This is a genomic window from Xenorhabdus ehlersii (assembly GCF_003610465.1).
Taxonomy (GTDB): Bacteria; Pseudomonadota; Gammaproteobacteria; order Enterobacterales; family Enterobacteriaceae; genus Xenorhabdus; species Xenorhabdus ehlersii.
In genome coordinates this window covers 961,062-979,149 of sequence record NZ_RAQI01000001.1, presented here as the reverse complement: position 1 = coordinate 979,149, position 18,088 = coordinate 961,062, and the positions used below count along the sequence as shown (strand labels likewise).

General features: G+C 42.1%; 14 protein-coding genes, 6 tRNA genes and 2 pseudogenes. 4 read left to right on the top strand and 18 right to left on the bottom strand.

The window, feature by feature from the left end; genetic code table 11:
- Nucleotides 1-39: 39 nt before the first annotated feature.
- Nucleotides 40-1,161, bottom strand: coding sequence for a bifunctional chorismate mutase/prephenate dehydrogenase (gene tyrA, locus BDE27_RS04690; RefSeq protein ID WP_099131067.1), 1,122 nt, complete (start codon nt 1,159-1,161; stop codon nt 40-42).
- Between the two features lie 5 nt (nt 1,162-1,166).
- Nucleotides 1,167-2,261: a 3-deoxy-7-phosphoheptulonate synthase gene (locus BDE27_RS04685; RefSeq protein WP_099131066.1), complete on the bottom strand. Its 1,095-nt coding sequence runs from the start codon at nt 2,259-2,261 to the stop codon at nt 1,167-1,169.
- Between the two features lie 534 nt (nt 2,262-2,795).
- On the opposite strand from BDE27_RS04685, the pseudogene BDE27_RS04680 reads away from it, so the two are divergent.
- Nucleotides 2,796-3,797 (top strand): annotated as a pseudogene (locus BDE27_RS04680) (anaerobic C4-dicarboxylate transporter); the annotation flags it as partial.
- Nucleotides 3,798-3,808: 11 nt separating this feature from the next.
- Here the strand turns inward: BDE27_RS04680 and BDE27_RS04675 are convergent.
- A protein-coding gene (locus BDE27_RS04675) for an IS5 family transposase (RefSeq protein WP_120211323.1) occupies nt 3,809-4,650 on the bottom strand; the annotation gives its coding sequence in 2 pieces (ribosomal slippage) (nt 3,809-4,308 and nt 4,308-4,650; 843 coding nt in all).
- Between the two features lie 66 nt (nt 4,651-4,716).
- On the opposite strand from BDE27_RS04675, the pseudogene BDE27_RS04670 reads away from it, so the two are divergent.
- Nucleotides 4,717-5,061 (top strand): annotated as a pseudogene (locus BDE27_RS04670) (anaerobic C4-dicarboxylate transporter family protein); the annotation flags it as partial.
- A 117-nt stretch (nt 5,062-5,178) separates the two neighbouring features.
- Here BDE27_RS04670 and rplS read toward each other — a convergent pair.
- From rplS to ffh, 5 genes are all read right to left on the bottom strand, one after another.
- Complete coding sequence (rplS, locus tag BDE27_RS04665; protein WP_074020138.1) at nt 5,179-5,532, bottom strand: 50S ribosomal protein L19; 354 nt, start codon at nt 5,530-5,532, stop codon at nt 5,179-5,181.
- Between the two features lie 62 nt (nt 5,533-5,594).
- Nucleotides 5,595-6,347 (bottom strand): tRNA (guanosine(37)-N1)-methyltransferase TrmD, encoded by a 753-nt coding sequence (trmD, locus tag BDE27_RS04660; RefSeq protein WP_099131065.1) that lies wholly within the window; start codon nt 6,345-6,347, stop codon nt 5,595-5,597.
- 37 nt (nt 6,348-6,384) lie between these two features.
- Nucleotides 6,385-6,933, bottom strand: a complete 549-nt coding sequence (rimM, locus tag BDE27_RS04655; RefSeq protein ID WP_099131064.1) for a ribosome maturation factor RimM — start codon at nt 6,931-6,933, stop codon at nt 6,385-6,387.
- A gap of 18 nt (nt 6,934-6,951) precedes the next feature.
- On the bottom strand, nt 6,952-7,200 hold the full coding sequence (gene rpsP, locus BDE27_RS04650) for a 30S ribosomal protein S16 (RefSeq protein ID WP_074020141.1): 249 nt from the start codon (nt 7,198-7,200) through the stop codon (nt 6,952-6,954).
- Nucleotides 7,201-7,337: 137 nt separating this feature from the next.
- Entirely contained in the window at nt 7,338-8,699 is a 1,362-nt protein-coding gene (gene ffh, locus BDE27_RS04645; protein ID WP_099131063.1) for a signal recognition particle protein, read from the bottom strand.
- 198 nt (nt 8,700-8,897) lie between these two features.
- Here ffh and BDE27_RS04640 point away from each other — a divergent pair, with 198 nt between their 5' ends.
- Both BDE27_RS04640 and BDE27_RS04635 read left to right on the top strand, forming a co-directional pair.
- A complete protein-coding gene (locus BDE27_RS04640; protein WP_099131212.1) occupies nt 8,898-9,689 on the top strand; it encodes a cytochrome C assembly family protein in 792 nt (263 codons plus the stop codon).
- 52 nt (nt 9,690-9,741) lie between these two features.
- The gene (locus BDE27_RS04635) at nt 9,742-11,016 is read left to right on the top strand and encodes an HlyC/CorC family transporter (RefSeq protein ID WP_143707506.1); all 1,275 of its coding nucleotides are present in this window, start codon (nt 9,742-9,744) and stop codon (nt 11,014-11,016) included.
- Between the two features lie 252 nt (nt 11,017-11,268).
- Here the strand turns inward: BDE27_RS04635 and luxS are convergent, their stop codons facing one another.
- The 10 genes from luxS to alaS form a co-directional block, all read right to left on the bottom strand.
- A complete protein-coding gene (gene luxS, locus BDE27_RS04630) occupies nt 11,269-11,784 on the bottom strand; it encodes an S-ribosylhomocysteine lyase (protein WP_099131062.1) in 516 nt (171 codons plus the stop codon).
- Between the two features lie 162 nt (nt 11,785-11,946).
- Nucleotides 11,947-13,506 carry a glutamate--cysteine ligase gene (gene gshA, locus BDE27_RS04625; protein ID WP_099131061.1) on the bottom strand — a complete coding sequence of 520 codons (1,560 nt, stop codon included), beginning with the start codon at nt 13,504-13,506 and terminating at the stop codon, nt 11,947-11,949.
- A gap of 193 nt (nt 13,507-13,699) precedes the next feature.
- Nucleotides 13,700-13,776: transfer RNA gene (locus tag BDE27_RS04620), tRNA-Arg, on the bottom strand.
- Nucleotides 13,777-13,862: 86 nt separating this feature from the next.
- Nucleotides 13,863-13,939 (bottom strand) — tRNA-Arg (locus tag BDE27_RS04615).
- Nucleotides 13,940-14,024: 85 nt separating this feature from the next.
- A tRNA-Arg gene (locus BDE27_RS04610) sits at nt 14,025-14,101 on the bottom strand.
- Between the two features lie 85 nt (nt 14,102-14,186).
- A tRNA-Arg gene (locus BDE27_RS04605) sits at nt 14,187-14,263 on the bottom strand.
- 82 nt (nt 14,264-14,345) lie between these two features.
- A tRNA-Arg gene (locus BDE27_RS04600) sits at nt 14,346-14,422 on the bottom strand.
- A gap of 7 nt (nt 14,423-14,429) precedes the next feature.
- Nucleotides 14,430-14,522 (bottom strand) — tRNA-Ser (locus BDE27_RS04595).
- Between the two features lie 429 nt (nt 14,523-14,951).
- Complete coding sequence (gene csrA, locus BDE27_RS04590; RefSeq protein ID WP_010845367.1) at nt 14,952-15,137, bottom strand: carbon storage regulator CsrA; 186 nt, start codon at nt 15,135-15,137, stop codon at nt 14,952-14,954.
- A gap of 247 nt (nt 15,138-15,384) precedes the next feature.
- Nucleotides 15,385-18,012 (bottom strand): alanine--tRNA ligase, encoded by a 2,628-nt coding sequence (alaS, locus tag BDE27_RS04585; protein WP_099131060.1) that lies wholly within the window; start codon nt 18,010-18,012, stop codon nt 15,385-15,387.
- Nucleotides 18,013-18,088 lie beyond the last annotated feature (76 nt).

Genomic DNA, 18,088 nt, shown 5'->3' with positions numbered 1-18,088 from the left:
AACAAAACCGGATATTTCTATCCGGTTTTAAAATAAAACCTATACTCGGTTGTCACTTGCCTGCTGCAAGAGCACTCGACTTTCCTTCATAAATCGAGCTGCTTCATCGCCAAACCAATCACTCACTTGGTTAAAGCTCTCAATAAAAGCTGACTTATCTTGATGTTCCAAGATTTCCAGCACCTGCCCGAAACTTTGGTAATACCGACGTATAAGTGCAATATTTTCAGGACTAGACATAATAATATCAGCATACAATTGGGCATCCTGTGCAAATAATCGTCCTACCATCGCTAGCTCCAATCGATATATCGGTGAAGATAGTGAAAGCAATTGCTGTAAGTCGATATTTTCCTTTGCAAGATGTCGTCCGTAAGAGAAGGTAGTGAAATGACGCAACGCCTGAATGAAACTCATATTTTTATCATGCTTCTCTGCGGTGATTTGATGCAACCTCGCTCCCCATACTGATATCTGTTCCAAAAACCATTGATACGACTCTGGATAGCGTCCATCGCAATACACAACCACTTGCTTAGCAAAGCTACCTACATCTGGCCCAAACATAGGGTGCAACCCTAAAACAGGCCCTTTATGTACTTCAAGCATCGCATTTAACGGTCTTTGCTTGATTGAAGCCAAATCAACTAGAATGCACTGTTCTGGCAAAGGAGGTAATCGACGGATAATCTTGTCTGTCAAGTGAATAGGAACACTGACGATCACCATCCCTACTCCGGCTAATATATGTTCGGCGTTATCCCAATCGTCAGCTTCGAGCACCCTGACTTCATAGCCAGACAGCGTCAACAATCGACTGAATAATCGGCCCATTTTGCCTGAACCACCTACAATGACCACAGATCCCAAATGAGTACCGAGTTTTTTAAAGCCCTTGTTATTTTCACTGACATAAGACTCTCGCATAATTCGGCGTAATATATCTTCAATCAAATCAGGTGGAATTCCCATATTTTCCGCCTCCTGACGGCGGGAGGCCAACATAGTAGCCTCCCTATCAGGATCATAAATCGGTAAGCCGAGTTGACTTTTAACTTCACCAACTTGCGCTACTAAATTCATTCTTCTTGCCAGCAACGATAATAAGGTTTTATCTACCTCATCAATTTGAGCTCTCAACTGTGACAATTCTGTTGTCATATTGGTTATCCTGCTTTTTCCATCATTATGTTTCGATTAACCAAATATGGAGCGATTTGTTGGTGCAGTTTTCTCAATATTTGCTCCGTAGTCTGCCAGTTAATACAGGCGTCTGTCACCGAAACACCATATTTCATCTCAGAGCGAGGCTGTTCGGAGGATTGGTTGCCCTCATTAATATGGCTTTCCAACATAATCCCAATGATGGATTGGTTTTTGGACATCATCTGTTCAACAACAGAATCCACAACGATACTCTGGCGACGAAAATCTTTATTGGAATTACCGTGACTGCAATCAATCATCAGTGATGGTATCAGCCCTGCTTTAATCATTTGTCGTTCACAATCAGCAACATGTTCTGCACTGTAATTCGGCCCTACGCCGCCCCGCAATATCACATGTCCATTCGGATTACCCTGAGTTTGCAGCAAACAAACTTGACCTGACTGATTTATCCCCATAAAGCGATGAGGCATTGCTGCTGCTTTCATGGCATTAATTGCGGTATTCAAACTACCATCTGTGCCATTTTTAAATCCGACGGGTACAGACAATCCTGATGCCATTTCACGATGAGTTTGAGATTCCGTTGTTCTAGCACCAATTGCTGACCAACTAAATAGATCCCCTAAGTATTGTGGATTATTGGGATCAAGTGCCTCATTAGCCAAAGGCAATCCCATTTCTACTAGGTTCAACAGCAGGCGACGGGCAATATGCAGCCCCGCATCCATATCAAATGAACCATCCATATAGGGATCACTAATTAGCCCTTTCCAACCAACGGTTGTACGAGGCTTTTCAAAATAGACACGCATAACAATATACAGACAATCACTCAATTCAGAAGAAAGCGCTTTCAAACGACGGGCATAGTCCAGGGCAGCATCCACATCATGAATTGAACATGGACCACATACCACTAATAAACGAGGATCACGATGCTGAATAATGTCAGCGATAGTATTACGCGCGTTTGTGATGGCATGTCGATCATGGCTATTCAACGGATATTTCTGTTTCAACTCTTCCGGTGTGATGAGGACTTGCTCATCAAGGATATGAACGTTATTCAGAGCGTCTTTTTGCATGATCATTTCTACCTGCCTTGTCTGTTTAATGTTTGTCTAAGTGTCTGCTGGATAACATACCATGAGCCGTAAAGAATACAATCCAAAAACGTAAATATTTTCCACATACCGTAAATAATATTTTACATTAAAATGCAAAGACTATTGATATAGTGGAGATACTAACAATCCATTGAATTTTATTTTCATGTCAAAATATATAAATAATTTTTAAAGTTAATTCATTGTAAATGACAACTAACAATCGCATCAAAATAGAAATAATTTATTAACCACTTACATATAATTTATTACACAAATAAATACCTTTATAATCAAATAATAAAAACAAGATCTCAATCTCATTTTTATATAAATATTCTAATAATATTAAATATGTGTTTTTAATGTTTATATGAAACTATAAAAAAATTTTTATAAACAATAGCCATATCCAATAGATCTAAAGCTATGACTAACAGCATGTATATAAGTCATGCAGATGCAAAAATCCGTATTACCAACTTTTATTTATTTTTTAAACATTTGTTAAGGATAGATATGATAACGCTGCAATTTATTGTAATAATCATTTGCTTATTGATAGGTACGCGTTATGCGGGAATGGGATTGGGACTGATCAGTGGTATTGGACTCTTTATACTGACATTTGTCTTTGGCTTGGAACCAGGTAACCCTCCCGTTGATGTAATGCTGACTATTCTTGCTGTAATCGGTTGTGCATCCGTTTTACAAACAGCAGGTGGGCTAAATGTTATGATGCAATTTGCAGAACGCTTACTGCGTCGTCACCCGCAACATATCACCATTTTGGCACCACTGACTACTTGGATGCTCACTTTTCTTTGCGGTACCGGTCATGTGGTTTATACCATGTTCCCAATCATTGGCGATATTGCCTTGAAAAAAGGTATTCGCCCTGAACGGCCAATGGCTGTTGCTTCTGTCGCTTCCCAAATGGCAATTACCGCTTCTCCTGTATCTGTCGCCGTTGTTTCTTTGGTGTCAATTATTGCTGCCAGTCATGGTATTGGGCAGGCGTACGGGATCTTGGACATTTTGGCTGTTTCAATACCAGCATCACTCACTGGAGTAATACTTGCTGCATTATGGAGCTTACGTCGAGGAAAAGATCTTGATCAGGACGAAGAATTCCAGGCGAAAATCAAAGATCCAAAGCAACGTGAGTTTATTTATGGTGGTTCTGACACTCTATTGAATCAAGTCTTTCCTAAGCAAGCTTATTGGGCAACCTGGATTTTCTTTACCGCAATTGCTGTCGTAGTCTTATTTGGTGCATTCACCGAATTACGTCCTGCTTTTGAAGTAAAAGGTACACTAAAACCCCTTTCTATGAATCTGGTGATCCAGATGATGATGTTAATTGCAGGCTCCATTATATTGATGGCCTGTAAAATCAAAACCAGTGAAATCGCCAATAGTGCCGTGTTCAAAGCAGGTATGGTTGCGATTTTTTCTGTCTTTGGTGTGGCATGGATGAGTGATACCTTCTTCCACTCACATTTAGGTGAATTAAAACTAGGCTGCGTCCCTTAATTAGATAACCGCCTGTAAAAGAGTCGAATACAGCCTAATTTCACCATGGACAAATAGTTTCGGGCGGTTTTTTCGTAACGGGTTGCAATACGCCGATTTCCTTTCAGAAAACCGAAACAGCGTTCGACAACATTGCGGTCACGATAAGCCTGTTCATCAAATTGCGTACGACCATCAGCACTGCCTTTTTCATTGATTTTATAAGGAATAACGCTTTTGATCCTCAATTTACGCAGATAACCGCGGAGCTTTCTACTCGAATACCCTTTGTCTGCCAGCACGGCTTTGCCACGTCGTTTCATGAAACCATTTTTGCGTTGTATACCAATGCCGTCGAGCAAAGGGATGGCGGATTGACTTTCATGAGCTTGCCCAGCGGTCAACATCAGGTTGAGGGGAAAACCCTTTCCGTCGGTTGCCAGGTGGATTTTGGTGCCATAACCACCGCGTGAGCGACCCAGCGCATGATCGTCAGTGATATCGGGATGTTTTTTTTCGCGCCTGCGGCATCTTTACTCGCGCGAATATTGCTGCCATCCAGGCAAATTTCAGCCCAGTCAATCAAGCCTTTTTCATCCAGAATGGACAGTAACCGATTAAATATCTTGTTGATAATGCCCGATTTTGACCAGCGATTAAATCGGTTATAGACCGTTTTCCAAGGGCCATAGCGTTCAGGTAAATCACGCCACGGTGCCCCGGAGCACAAGACCCAGAACATCCCATTCATCACACGGCGGTGTTCAACATGTGGACGTCCTGCTCGCTCTGAATGGACCGGGGGCAAACAAGGTTCTATCACTATCCATGCGTCATCAGGAATGTCGTAGCGTGCCATCATCTTTTTCCCATATTGAAAACAGTTTAGATGAGAATACTATCAATTTACATTAAGGGACACAGCCTAGTCCTAGAAGATGTGGTCCAGGCACAGCCGTGGACTTATGCCCTTGTACTGTTTTTAGTATCAAAACTGGTTAACAGCCAAGCCGCCGCCTTAACGGCCATTGCGCCAATGGGATTACAACTTGGAGTTGATCCTAAACTTCTGATTGCTTTCTTTCCTGCTGCCTATGGCTATTTTGTTTTGCCTACTTATCCAAGCGATTTGGCTTGTATTGGTTTTGACCGTTCAGGTACAACAAAAATCGGGAAATTCATTATCAACCACAGCTTTCTTTTACCAGGATTGCTTGGCGTCAGTGGCGCTTGTACAGTAGGATATATTTTAGCCAGTACGTTTATGTAACTTACTGTCTCCCTAACCTGACTTACAACTGAAAAAATAAGTTTCCTGATTTATAGCATGTAAAAAGGCCAGCATATGCGCTGGCCTTTGATAACTTTCGGATGTAGCGAAAGCGTATTATTTTGCGTTCAGACGCTCTTTAATACGAGCAGCCTTACCAGAACGCTCACGCAGGTAGTACAGTTTAGCTCTGCGAACAGCACCACGACGCTTAACGCTGATGCTGTCTACGACTGGGGAGTGAGTCTGGAATACACGCTCAACGCCTTCGCCGTTAGAAATCTTACGAACAGTGAATGCAGAGTGCAGACCGCGGTTACGAATCGCAATAACCACGCCCTCGAATGTCTGCAGACGCTTTTTAGAACCTTCAACGACCCATACCTTAACTTCCAAGGTGTCACCCGGACGGAATGAAGGTACGTCTTGCTTCATCTGCTCTTGTTCAAGTTGTTTAATAATGTTGCTCATAATAACTCTCTTACCCTAGGTAAACTGATATATCAAAGACATCCCTTTAGGATATGTCTGGATTAATTCGTTGCTTGATCTTGATATTCCCGTTGGAACTCAGATAGCAACATCCTTTGCTCGTCAGTCAGAGCTAGGTTTTCTAGAAGTTCGGGCCTTCTTAGCCAGGTTCGACCAAGCGACTGTTTCATTCGCCAGCGATTAATTTCAGCATGGTTTCCCGACAGCAAAACTGGGGGGACTTCCATACTATCTAACACTTCAGGGCGAGTATAATGTGGGCAATCCAACAATCCATCAGCGAATGAGTCTTCTTCTGCCGATGCTTGACGCCCTAATACGCCCGGAATAAACCGCGATATCGAGTCAATCATCGTCATTGCAGGAAGCTCTCCCCCGCTAAGAACGTAATCACCGATAGACCATTCTTCGTCAATTTCGGTTTGGATGATACGCTCATCAATACCTTCATAACGCCCGCAAACCAGAATTAATTTCTCATTTGCTGCCAGCTCACAAACTCCCTGTTGATCGAGTTTGCGTCCCTGAGGTGAAAGATAAATCACCTTTGCACCATCACCTGCCGAAGCTTTAGCTGCATGAATGGCTTCTCGTAATGGTTGCACCATCATCAGCATGCCTGGACCACCGCCATAAGGGCGATCATCAACAGTACGATGCCGGTCGTAGGTAAAATCCCTTGGATTCCAGCATTCGATACTCAACAGGCCATTTTTTACTGCCCGACCAGTTACCCCGTAATCGGTTATTGCGCGGAACATTTCAGGAAACAGGCTAATAACCCCAATCCACATACTGTGTCCCACTCATTTAAACCGTTTTTACCGGAGATTAAAAACCAGGATCCCAATCTACCTCGATGGTTTTGGTAGCGAGATCAACTTTCTTGATAACCTGCCCATCAAGAAACGGAACCAACCGCTCCTTGATACCGAATGCATCTTTCAGGTTTGCTTTTATTACCATCACATCGTTAGAACCTGTTTCCATCATGTCATGAATAGTTCCAAGGTTATAACCGACTGTATTTATTACTTGGCAGCCAATAAGGTCTTTCCAGTAATAATCACCCTCTTCCAGTGCTGGTAACTGGCTACAATCCACCACAACTTCACAGTTAGTGAATAAATTCGCCGCATCCCGATCGTCAATACCTTTGATTTTGACGATAATATCTTGGTTATGGTATTTCCATGCTTCCAGTTCAATGTGTTGCCACTGGCCTAAGCGTTGAATAAACCACGGTTGATATTCAAAAATGTCTTCGGTGTGTTCGGTGGAAGAAAAAACTCTGAGCCAACCACGAATGCCATATGCAGACCCTAACTTCCCCAATACAATTGGCTCAACAGGGTGCTTCAGGCCAGATTGTTTGCTCATTGTTACCACCGCGACAGATTAAGCTGCTTTCTTAGCGTCTTTGATCAGTGTAGCAACACGATCAGACACAGATGCACCCAGACCAACCCAGTGTTCGATACGGTCCAGATCTAAACGCAGAGCTTCTGCTTTTCCTGAAGCGATTGGGTTGAAGAAACCAACACGCTCAATAAAACGACCATCACGCGCATTGCGGCTATCGGTCACGACTACTTGATAAAACGGACGCTTTTTTGCGCCGCCACGAGCTAAACGAATTGTTACCATAACATCCTCATTAGTTAGCAAAACAACCAGACTCCATCGAGGAATGGAGTCCGGCTGTCCATTAAAAGCCCGAAAATTTTACTCACTTTGGCGCAAAAAAGCAATCCAAAGAACATTTTCTTTCGCAACTTTGTCGATTATCGCCCCATAAATCCCGGTGGCAGCATACCTTTCATGCCTCGCATCATTTTTGCCAAACCACCTTTCTTCATCTTTTTCATCATACGTTGCATTTCATCAAACTGTTTCAGCAAACGGTTGACATCCTGCACCTGTGTGCCCGATCCCATCGCAATACGGCGCTTACGCGAACCTTTGATGATTTCTGGTTTTTCCCGCTCTTTACGGGTCATGGAATTAATGATGGCTTCCATTTTAACCAGAAGCTTGTCATCCATTTGCGATTTGACGGCATCAGGGATCTGCGACATTCCCGGCATTTTGCTCAACATGCTAGCCATTCCGCCCATATTACGCATCTGTTTAAGCTGTTCCAGAAAATCGCTTAAATCAAAGCCGTCACCTTTTTTCAGTTTAGATGCCAATTTTTCCGCTTGGGTACGATCAACTTTGCTTTCAAGTTCTTCGATCAGTGAAAGCATATCCCCCATACCCAGAATGCGGGATGCAATGCGATCAGGATGGAAAGGTTCTAATGCATCCGTTTTTTCACCAACGCCGAGGAATTTGATAGGCTTACCAGTGATATGACGGATAGAAAGCGCAGCACCGCCACGCGCATCACCATCTACCTTGGTCAGCACAACCCCAGTTAATGGCAATGCTTCATTGAATGCTTTTGCTGTATTTGCTGCATCTTGACCCGTCATTGCATCAACAACAAACAGGGTTTCAACAGGATTAATAGCCGCATGAATCGCTATGATTTCATCCATCATAGCTTCATCAACATGCAGACGGCCTGCTGTATCGACTAACAATACATCATAAAATTTCAGCTTAGCATGTTGGATCGCTTTATTGACAATATCAACAGGTTTTTCCTGTGGATCAGAAGGGAAAAAGTCAACTCCAACTGTTTCAGACAAGGTTTCAAGCTGTTTGATCGCCGCGGGTCGATATACGTCAGCAGAAACAACCAAGACTTTTTTCTTGTTTTTCTCTTTCAGCAACTTACCTAATTTAGCAACGCTGGTCGTTTTACCTGCACCTTGCAAACCGGCCATAAGAATCACAGCGGGAGGCTGTGTGGAAAGGTTCAGTTCACTGTTAACCTCTCCCATCGCCTTAACCAATTCATTTTGAACGATTTTGACGAATTCCTGACCTGGAGTCAGACTTTTGTTAACCTCATGTCCCACAGCGCTTTCTTTGACTCGTGCAATAAAATCACGCACGACAGGTAATGCAACATCCGCTTCGAGCAAAGCCATACGAACTTCGCGCAGCGTATCTTTAATATTATCTTCAGTCAGCCGTCCGCGACCGCTGATATTGCGCAATGTGCGCGATAGTCTGTCAGTTAAATTATCAAACATTGTCTCAGCTCAGATATCTACAAGTGGGTCTACCTGTAAGGCAAATTTCGCAAATTATAGCACGATGATTATGTGATCTCTGCAAAGAGATTCCCAAGTATGATTAACAGCGGTTGGAGGCTACTCCTGCTAGCGGTATACTTAAATTTCAGGTTCAATCCATACCCAATGGATTTCATTGCGAAAACGATAAATGTTATGCTGATATTTTCAATTATTGCTTTATTTGCCTATCTCATTAGCCTGACGCTCATCGTGCCAGGTTTATTGCGCCAACAAAACAGTTATCAAAAACTGGCACTTTCTTTTGCCATTGTAGCGTTAGTCGCTCACGCGATTGCATTAAAATACCAAGTTTTTCATGTCAGCAGCGGGCAAAATCTCACTTTATTGAATTTAGGCTCAATTGTTAGCTTGCTTATGTGCATCATCATGACAGTCGTCGCTTTCCGTGGACGTGCATGGTTTTTACTGCCGGTTGTTTACAGTTTCGCCATGATCAATTTGATACTGGCTAGCATGATGCCGGGAGAATTCATTACTCATCTTGAAGATAGTATCGAATTATTTATTCATATTGGGCTGGCATTACTTGGCTATGCTACTTTACTCATTGCAGCTCTTTATGCATTGCAACTTGGTTGGTTGGATCATCAGCTTAAAAAGAAAAAACTCACATTTACCTCTGGTATTCCTCCATTGATGACAATTGAGCGGAAAATGTTTCACATTACCCAGGTTGGTGTAATTTTACTAACATTGACGCTCTGTACTGGCATTATGTACATGGATGATATTTTCAGTAAAGAAAATATCCATAAATCTGTTTTATCTATTATTGCATGGTTTATTTACGTTATTTTGCTTTGGGGGCATTATCATGAAGGGTGGCGTGGCAAGCGTGTTATTTGGTTCAATTTGATTGGTGCATTTATTCTGACACTTGCTTTTTTCGGTAGCAGGCTATTACAGGAAATGATGGTTTATTAATAAGTTAATGTATCATCGCCAATCTATATAATTATTAGGAAGGAATTCTGTTTTGGAGAATGTCTCAACAAGTACACTGATTATAATTCTTGTTGTTATGGTTATTGTTTCGGCTTATTTCTCTGCCTCTGAAACTAGCATGATGACAATCAACCGATATCGCTTACGCCATTTAGCTAAACAAGGGAGCAATCCCGCACGCAGGGTGGAATCTCTGCTGCGTCATCCAGACAGACTCATTAGCCTGATACTTATCGGTAATAATCTTGTCAATATTTTGGCGTCCTCCCTTGCTACTATCGTTGGTATGCGACTCTATGGCGATGCCGGTGTTGCTATTGCAACAGGTGTACTCACATTCATTATTCTTATTTTTTCTGAAGTGATGCCAAAGACCATTGCAGCGCTTTACCCTGAAAAAATTGCATTCCCAAGTAGCTTCCTGTTACGCCCACTAGAAAAAATTATGCTGCCCCTTGTTTGGTCATTTAATAAGATCAGTTTGCTGTTTATGCGCTGTTTGGGTATCAAAACCTCTAATATCCGCAGTGATGCCGTCAGTAAAGACGAGCTACGCACAATTGTAAATGAATCAAACGTCAATCTATCACGCCGCAATCAAGATATGCTGCTCTCAATATTAGATCTTGAGAAAGTCACCGTTGGTGACATTATGATCCCACGTAATGAAATTGTCGGTATTGATATTAACAATGATTGGAAGTGCGTTATCAAGCAACTGACACACTCTCCACATGGACGTATTGTGTTATATCGAGATTCCCTTGATGATGCTATCGGTATGCTCCGAGTACGTGAGGCCTATCGACTGATGATGGAGAAAAAAGAATTTACAAAAAGAAATTTACTCAAAGCCGCAGATAAAATCTATTTCATCCCAGTTAGCACGCCATTAAATATCCAGCTTATTAATTTCCAACGTAACAAACAAAAAGCTGGCCTAATCGTTGATGAATATGGCGATATTCAAGGATTAGTGACTGTCGAGGATATTTTGGAAGAAATTGTCGGCGATTTTACCACTTCCATGTCACCAACTCTGGCAGAAGAAGTCCTTCCACAAAGTGACGGCTCCGTTCTGGTTGATGGCACAGCCAATATCCGTGAATTAAATAAGGCTTTCGGTTGGGCGCTTCCCGAAAACGGTCCAAGGACAATGAATGGAATGATTTTGGAAGAACTAGGTGAAATTCCTGAATTAAATGCTAACGTACAGATTAATAAATACAATTTTGAGGTTATTGCGGTGCAAGATAATGTTATCAAGCAAGTTCGTGTAACGCCGATACACCAAAATACAGAATAAAGTATAAAATTAATTCAGTGAATAATTTAACCACTATAAAACATTCAAATTAATACTCAATCTAATTTGTCTATGTAACTAAAGGAAAATAATCAAAAAAATCTGGTAATTTCAAAAATATAAAGAGAAAAGAACACCAATGCAGGGCTAGCAGAATAAGCTAGCCCCTCAATAATATAAAACAGATCTGACTACTTAACCAAAAGCTCCATCACCAAATGTAATAGTCGTTGAGGTACCATATCTAACAAACTAAACTTGAAGCCCCACCAGTTTTTCTTCAGGCAATGCCAATTCATCGTTATAATTGACACGAACACCAGAATCAAGGATACGCTGAGCAATATCTTGAGCTTCTTTCAATGAGTGCATTTCATATGTACCGCACTGATAAATGTTTAATTCTGGGATCTGGTTCTGATCTTGAACTTTTATCACATCTTCCATTGCCGCTTTCCAAGACTCAGCCACTCTCAATTCTTCTGGAGCACCAATTAAGCTCATATAAAAACCAGTACGACATCCCATTGGAGAAATATCAATGATTTCAACACCGTCACCGTTCAAATGATTGCGCATAAAACCCGCAAACAAATGCTCAAGTGTGTGAATACCTCGTTCTGGCATCACTGCTTTATTAGGAACACAAAAACGTAAATCAAATACTGTGATAGTATCGCCGTGAGGCGTTTTCATTGTCTTGGCAACTCTAACAGCAGGTGCCGCCATACGAGTATGGTCAACTGTAAAACTATCCAACAAAGGCATAATACTACCTCCTAAGGTATCAGATTTTTTACGAAGATTTTTTCAGATAGATGAAACCTTTTCATTTGCGGCTGGTCATAAGATATGAAGACGCGCAAAATTGTTATCATCCCTATTCTCTAAGATATTTTATTTGGCCACCAGTGGTGGCCATTTTCTTTTTTAACGCCCTGCATGAAGTTTTAAATACTCTTCAAAGCTCATGTTATCTTGCTGTTCAAGGTCATGCTGACGCGACACAGAAGCTTCACGCTCAACAGAAAAATTTTCATCATTCAGAATTGAATAATGTTCTTCAATCAATTCGTTATGATACTGACCTGCCAGTTCCAACCCAAAACCAACTATCCCCTGAGATTTCATCTTGTCCAGGACACGCGCTGAAAACGTCAGTGATGGATCTTCAAACATGTTAACCAATTCTTTACAGACTGATTGATATTGAGTCCCTGAACAGGCATCCAGAATTTCAGCGACTCGCTCTAAATCCCTGAATAACTCCTGTCCTACGATCTTCAGCGGCTGTTGCTCAACCCCATAACCAAGGTCGATAGATAACTCTGGTTTGCGCCCTTCTAAGATAACCTTATTCCAGTTTCCACGACAACAGGCAAGTTCCTCATTTCCCATTTCAGGGGCATCAGCCAGAGCACACCATATCAAAAATAAGTCAAGAAAACGAATTTGCGTCTCATCAACCCCAATGGAGGAAAAAGGATTAATATCTAAAGAACGCACTTCAATATATTCTATACCACCTCTCAACAAAGCATCTGAAGGTGATTCTCCCTCTTTCGTGACTCGTTTTGGCCGAATTGGTGCGTACAACTCATTTTCAATTTGAAGAACATTAGTATTGAGCTGTAAGTACTTATTTCCTTTTTTGATACCGATTGCCGCAAATTCTTCAGATGGCTTATGAATTGCTTTCTTAAGCCCCTCTACATAGGTATGAAGATGATTAAAAGTAATATTCAGATCACTTTGCGATTTATTGGTATACCCCAAGTCACTCATCCTCAACGAAGTCGCATAAGGCAGATAACAAGTCCCTCTTTCTGTTTCCTCAAAAGATAATGCTGTATTTCGCCCACGTAAGAATGAAGAACAGATTGCCGGTGATGCACCAAATAAATAAGGGATCACCCAGCCAAAGCGGTAATAATTACGAATTAAACGAAGGTAGCCATCTGAAATCTGCTCTTTTCCTGTTTCGGCGTCTTTAATACCTAACCACGCCTGCCAAAAACTCATTGGCAGAGAAAAGTTATAATGCACACCAGAAATTGTTTGCATTAGTGCGCCATAACGGCTCTTTAATCCTTCACGGTACAAGGTCTTAAAGCGGCCCAAGTTAGACGTACCATATTGAGCCAAAGTGATATTTTCTTCTTCGTCGATAAAACATGGCATACTTAAAGGCCACATTTTTTCATTGTCCAGATTCCGGGCGGTATAGATATGCAAATCTTTAAGGAAAGCAATGGTTCTATCTATATTACTATCAACAGGGGTAATAAACTCCAATAGAGATTCAGCAAAATCAGTTGTAATCCATTTATGCGTTAAAGAAGCACCAAGTGATTTTGGATGCTCCGTCTTAGCTAAATGACCGTCTGGAGTAACACGCAATGTTTCACGCTCAATGCCACGACAAATACCGTTTAATACAGTTGGGTTTGCCTCTAACCATGACAATGCTTTTGATACGTCCGGGATCAATTTGTCCTCCCGTGGAGTTTAAAAGATTATTACTAAAAGTTTACTTTATATGAAACAAGTCAAGTTGTCGCTGATTACATAGAGGTAGCAATGCACTTCCGCCCAAATTATAAACAGAATTAATAAAACAAATGTTATATTTGAACGGAAATAAAAAGAAAAACCCCTGCCTTATCGGGCAAGGGTTTTAAGCTGGTGCATCCAGGAGGATTCGAACCTCCGACCGCTCGGTTCGTAGCCGAGTACTCTATCCAGCTGAGCTATGGATGCATTGTCGGTTTTCTATTTCTTTTCAGGCACTATTGATTGCCTGACTTGATAGAATTAGGTCATCCCAAAAATCAGGATATTTAAAATGGTGCATCCAGGAGGATTCGAACCTCCGACCGCTCGGTTCGTAGCCGAGTACTCTATCCAGCTGAGCTATGGATGCATTGTCGGTTTTCTATTTCTACTCAGGCGCTGTTAATTGCCTGACTTGATAGAATTAGGATCTCCCAAAATCGGGACATCTAAAATGGTGCATCCAGGAGGATTCGAACCTCCGACCGCTCGGTTCGTAGCCGAGTACTCTATCCAGCTGAGCTATGGATGCATTGTCGGTTTTCTATTTCTACTCAGGCGCTGTTGATTGCCTGACTTGATAGAATTAGGATCTCCCAAAATCGGGACATCTAAAATGGTGCATCCAGGAGGATTCGAACCTCCGACCGCTCGGTTCGTAGCCGAGTACTCTATCCAGCTGAGCTATGGATGCATTGTCGGTTTTCTATTTCTGCTCAGGTGCTATTGATTGCCTGACTAGAATTGAAGATACCTAAAAAATCGCGGTATTTAAATGGTGCATCCAGGAGGATTCGAACCTCCGACCGCTCGGTTCGTAGCCGAGTACTCTATCCAGCTGAGCTATGGATGCATATTAATGGCGGTGAGGGAGGGATTCGAACCCTCGATGCAGCTCTTAACCACATACTCCCTTAGCAGGGGAGCGCCTTCAGCCTCTCGGCCACCTCACCATTTTTAAAACCTGCGACTTAGAAGTTTTCACTTCGTAGCTCTTCGAATCTTTACTTCCGGTATTTACTCAGAAGCTTCTCTTCAAGCCCTTCGTCGCTGCGATGGCGCACATATTACTTTCCCTGCCTGATAAGTCAAACAATTTTTCGAAACTTTTTTCCGTTTGAACACTTAGCACACAAAATGCTTGGTTTAGCATCTAACGGACTGTTTTATCAACAATGAAATTGTCTAAAAACCGTTAAAATTGATGAAAATGATTATTCATCTCTATGGCCTCATGAACGATGCTTTTTCAACAGATAGAAAATAAAAAGACATGAGAGAATAGAATCAAGGTATCAAAAAGAGATAAACATAGTAGGGTGACAAAAGAAGGAAGTAGAGTAGCGCCCAAGTCTTAAAAAAGCATGGACGCCATTCTTGAATTAAAAAGTTGTAGGCTGAGATTTCTCCGCCTGAATCCGTTGATAAATTTCTTCACGGTGAACAGAAACTTCCTTGGGCGCATTTACACCAATGCGAACTTGGTTGCCTTTAACTCCCAGTACTGTGACTGTTACCTCATCGCCTATCATGAGCGTTTCACCAACTCGACGAGTCAGAATAAGCATTCTTTGCTCCTTGAAAATTTAAAAGAGTCGGGTCTCTAGGTTTCCCCGCTATTATCCATCAAACACCGTGAAAACGTAAAGCAATGGTATCTACTTAAAGTATAAGCAGTTTTGAACACATTTCCTATATCTATAGGATAGCTAAAATATAAGTATGTGCCCAACATTTCAACAATTTCACAACAAAAAACATTTGACACCATAAAAAAATGCTTTCATGGTGCCACTGCTGTCACGGCAATACCAACTATAACCGCAATGTTACCCACTCTTCTACACTAGCTAATGCGGAAGGAAGAGCTGTTACATCGGTCCCGCCAGCCTGAGCCAGATCAGGACGTCCTCCTCCTTTACCTCCAACCTGTTGGGCAACAAAAGAGATTAAATCGCCTGCTTTTATTCTAGCAGTCAAATCCTTCGTTATACCAACAATTAGACTGACTTTATCACCAGTCACTGTAGAAAGCACAATAATTGCTGATCCTAACTGATTTTTTAGATCATCAACCATCGTCCTAAGCATTTTCGGTTCTATATCACCTAATTGTGTCACCAGTAGACGAACACCTTGGATTTCCTTGGCTTGGTTTGCCAAGGAAGAACTTTCCTGAGCTGCTTGCTGAGATTTCAACTGTTGCAACTCTTTTTCCAACTGTTTCGTTCTATCCAGTGTCGTTTTCACTTTCTCATTCAGGCTACTGATATCACCTTTCACCAGATGAGCGATGTCTTGCAGTAAATCAGCCTGCTGATAGATAGAGTTTAATGCAGTTTGCCCCGTAATAGCTTCAATACGGCGAATTCCTGCTGCTGTACCTGATTCACTGGATATACGGAACAACCCTATATCACCTGTGTGACTCGCATGAGTACCACCACATAATTCGGTAGAAAAACCTCCCATGCTAAGTACACGTACTTTTTCGTCATACTTCTCGCCAAACAGCGCCATAGCACCTTTGGTTTTTGCTTCTTCCAGCTCCATTAATTCTGTAACAATTGGTGAATTTTTGCGAATCTCTTCATTCACCAAGTTTTCGACTTGACGGATCTGTTCTGGCTTCATGGCTTCAAAGTGAGAGAAGTCAAAGCGCAGATACTTATCATTTACCAAAGAACCTTTCTGGGCAACATGTTCTCCCAAAATTTGACGTAATGCCGCATGTAACAAATGGGTCGCTGAGTGATTCAAACGAATCGCACCTCTGCGTACCACATCAATTTCAGCATTAACTGTATGATTAACGCTCAAACTACCACTTGTTAATTTACCAATGTGACCGATTGCCTGAGCATATTTTTGTGTATCGACGACGTCGAATACACCATTGTCGTACGACAATTTACCCGTATCACCAACCTGTCCACCAGATTCAGCGTAGAATGCAGTTTTATCAAGTACAATGATCGCTTCTTCACCAGCGTGAATTTGCTCAACGGCTTGGCCATTGCGGAAGATAGCGATAACAGCAGCTTGCTGTGAATTATGTTCATAACCACAAAAATCACTACGTCCATCAACTTTGATCAGTTCATTGTAATCAGTACCAAAGCCACTGGATTCACGAGCACGACGACGCTGGTTTTCCATCGCTGCATCAAAACCAGCCTCATCTACTTTAATATTACGTTCGCGGCAAACATCCGCAGTCAGGTCAACAGGGAAACCATAGGTATCATACAAGCGGAAAGCGGTTTCGCCGTCGAGCGTATCACCAGATAATTTAGCCAGCTCTTCATCCAGCAACTGCAAACCACGTTCCAAAGTACGAGCAAACTGTTCTTCTTCGGTTTTTAATGCCTGCTCAACCAAAGTCTGCTGCTGTTTCAGCTCTTCACCAGCCGCCCCCATGAATTTAATCAATGGTGCAACGAGCTTGTAGAAGAAGGCCTCTTTTGCCCCCAACATGTTGCCATGACGAACAGCACGGCGAATGATACGACGAAGTACATAGCCACGGTTTTCGTTGGATGGAATAACCCCATCGCAAATCAGGAACGCACATGCACGAATATGGTCTGCAACAACACGCAGAGATTTATTGGTAAGATCTCTTGCTCCTGTCACTTCTGCAACCGAAGCAATTAAGCTTTGGAATAGGTCAATCTCGTAGTTGGAGTTGACGTGTTGCAAGACGGCTGTGATACGCTCCAGCCCCATGCCAGTATCAACGGAAGGTTTTGGCAACTGCTCCATAGTGCCATCGGCATGACGATTGAATTGCATGAAAACGATGTTCCAAATTTCAATATATCTGTCACCGTCTTCTTCTGGGCTGCCTGGAGGGCCTCCCCAAATATGTTCACCGTGGTCGTAGAAAATCTCCGTACAAGGACCACATGGCCCAGTATCCCCCATTTGCCAGAAATTATCTGACGCATATGGAGCACCTTTGTTATCCCCTATACGAATGATTCTTTCTGCTGGAACACCGACTTCTTTATGCCAAATGTCATAAGCTTCACCGTCTGTCTCATAGACAGTAACCCACAGCTTTTCTTTTGGCAGGTTAAACCACTCTTCGCTGGTCAATAACTCCCATGCGTATTTAATTGCATCTTGTTTAAAATAATCGCCAAAACTGAAGTTACCCAACATTTCGAAGAAAGTGTGGTGACGGGCTGTATAACCCACATTTTCTAAATCGTTATGTTTACCGCCAGCACGAACGCAGCGCTGAGCCGTTGTTGCTCTAGAATAAGGTCTATTATCCAATCCTAAAAAAACATCTTTAAACTGGTTCATCCCTGCGTTAGTGAACAACAATGTTGGATCATTGGTTGGCACCAACGAGCTGCTTGGTACTATCTGGTGCCCTTTAGTATGAAAAAAGTCAAGAAACGCTTGACGGATCTCAGCGGTGCTTTTGCTCATAATTGTCCCGAAATCAAGCTGAAAAAAACAGATCTATGAATGGTTGAGGTGGTATATCGCGTCACCATTTCAACTC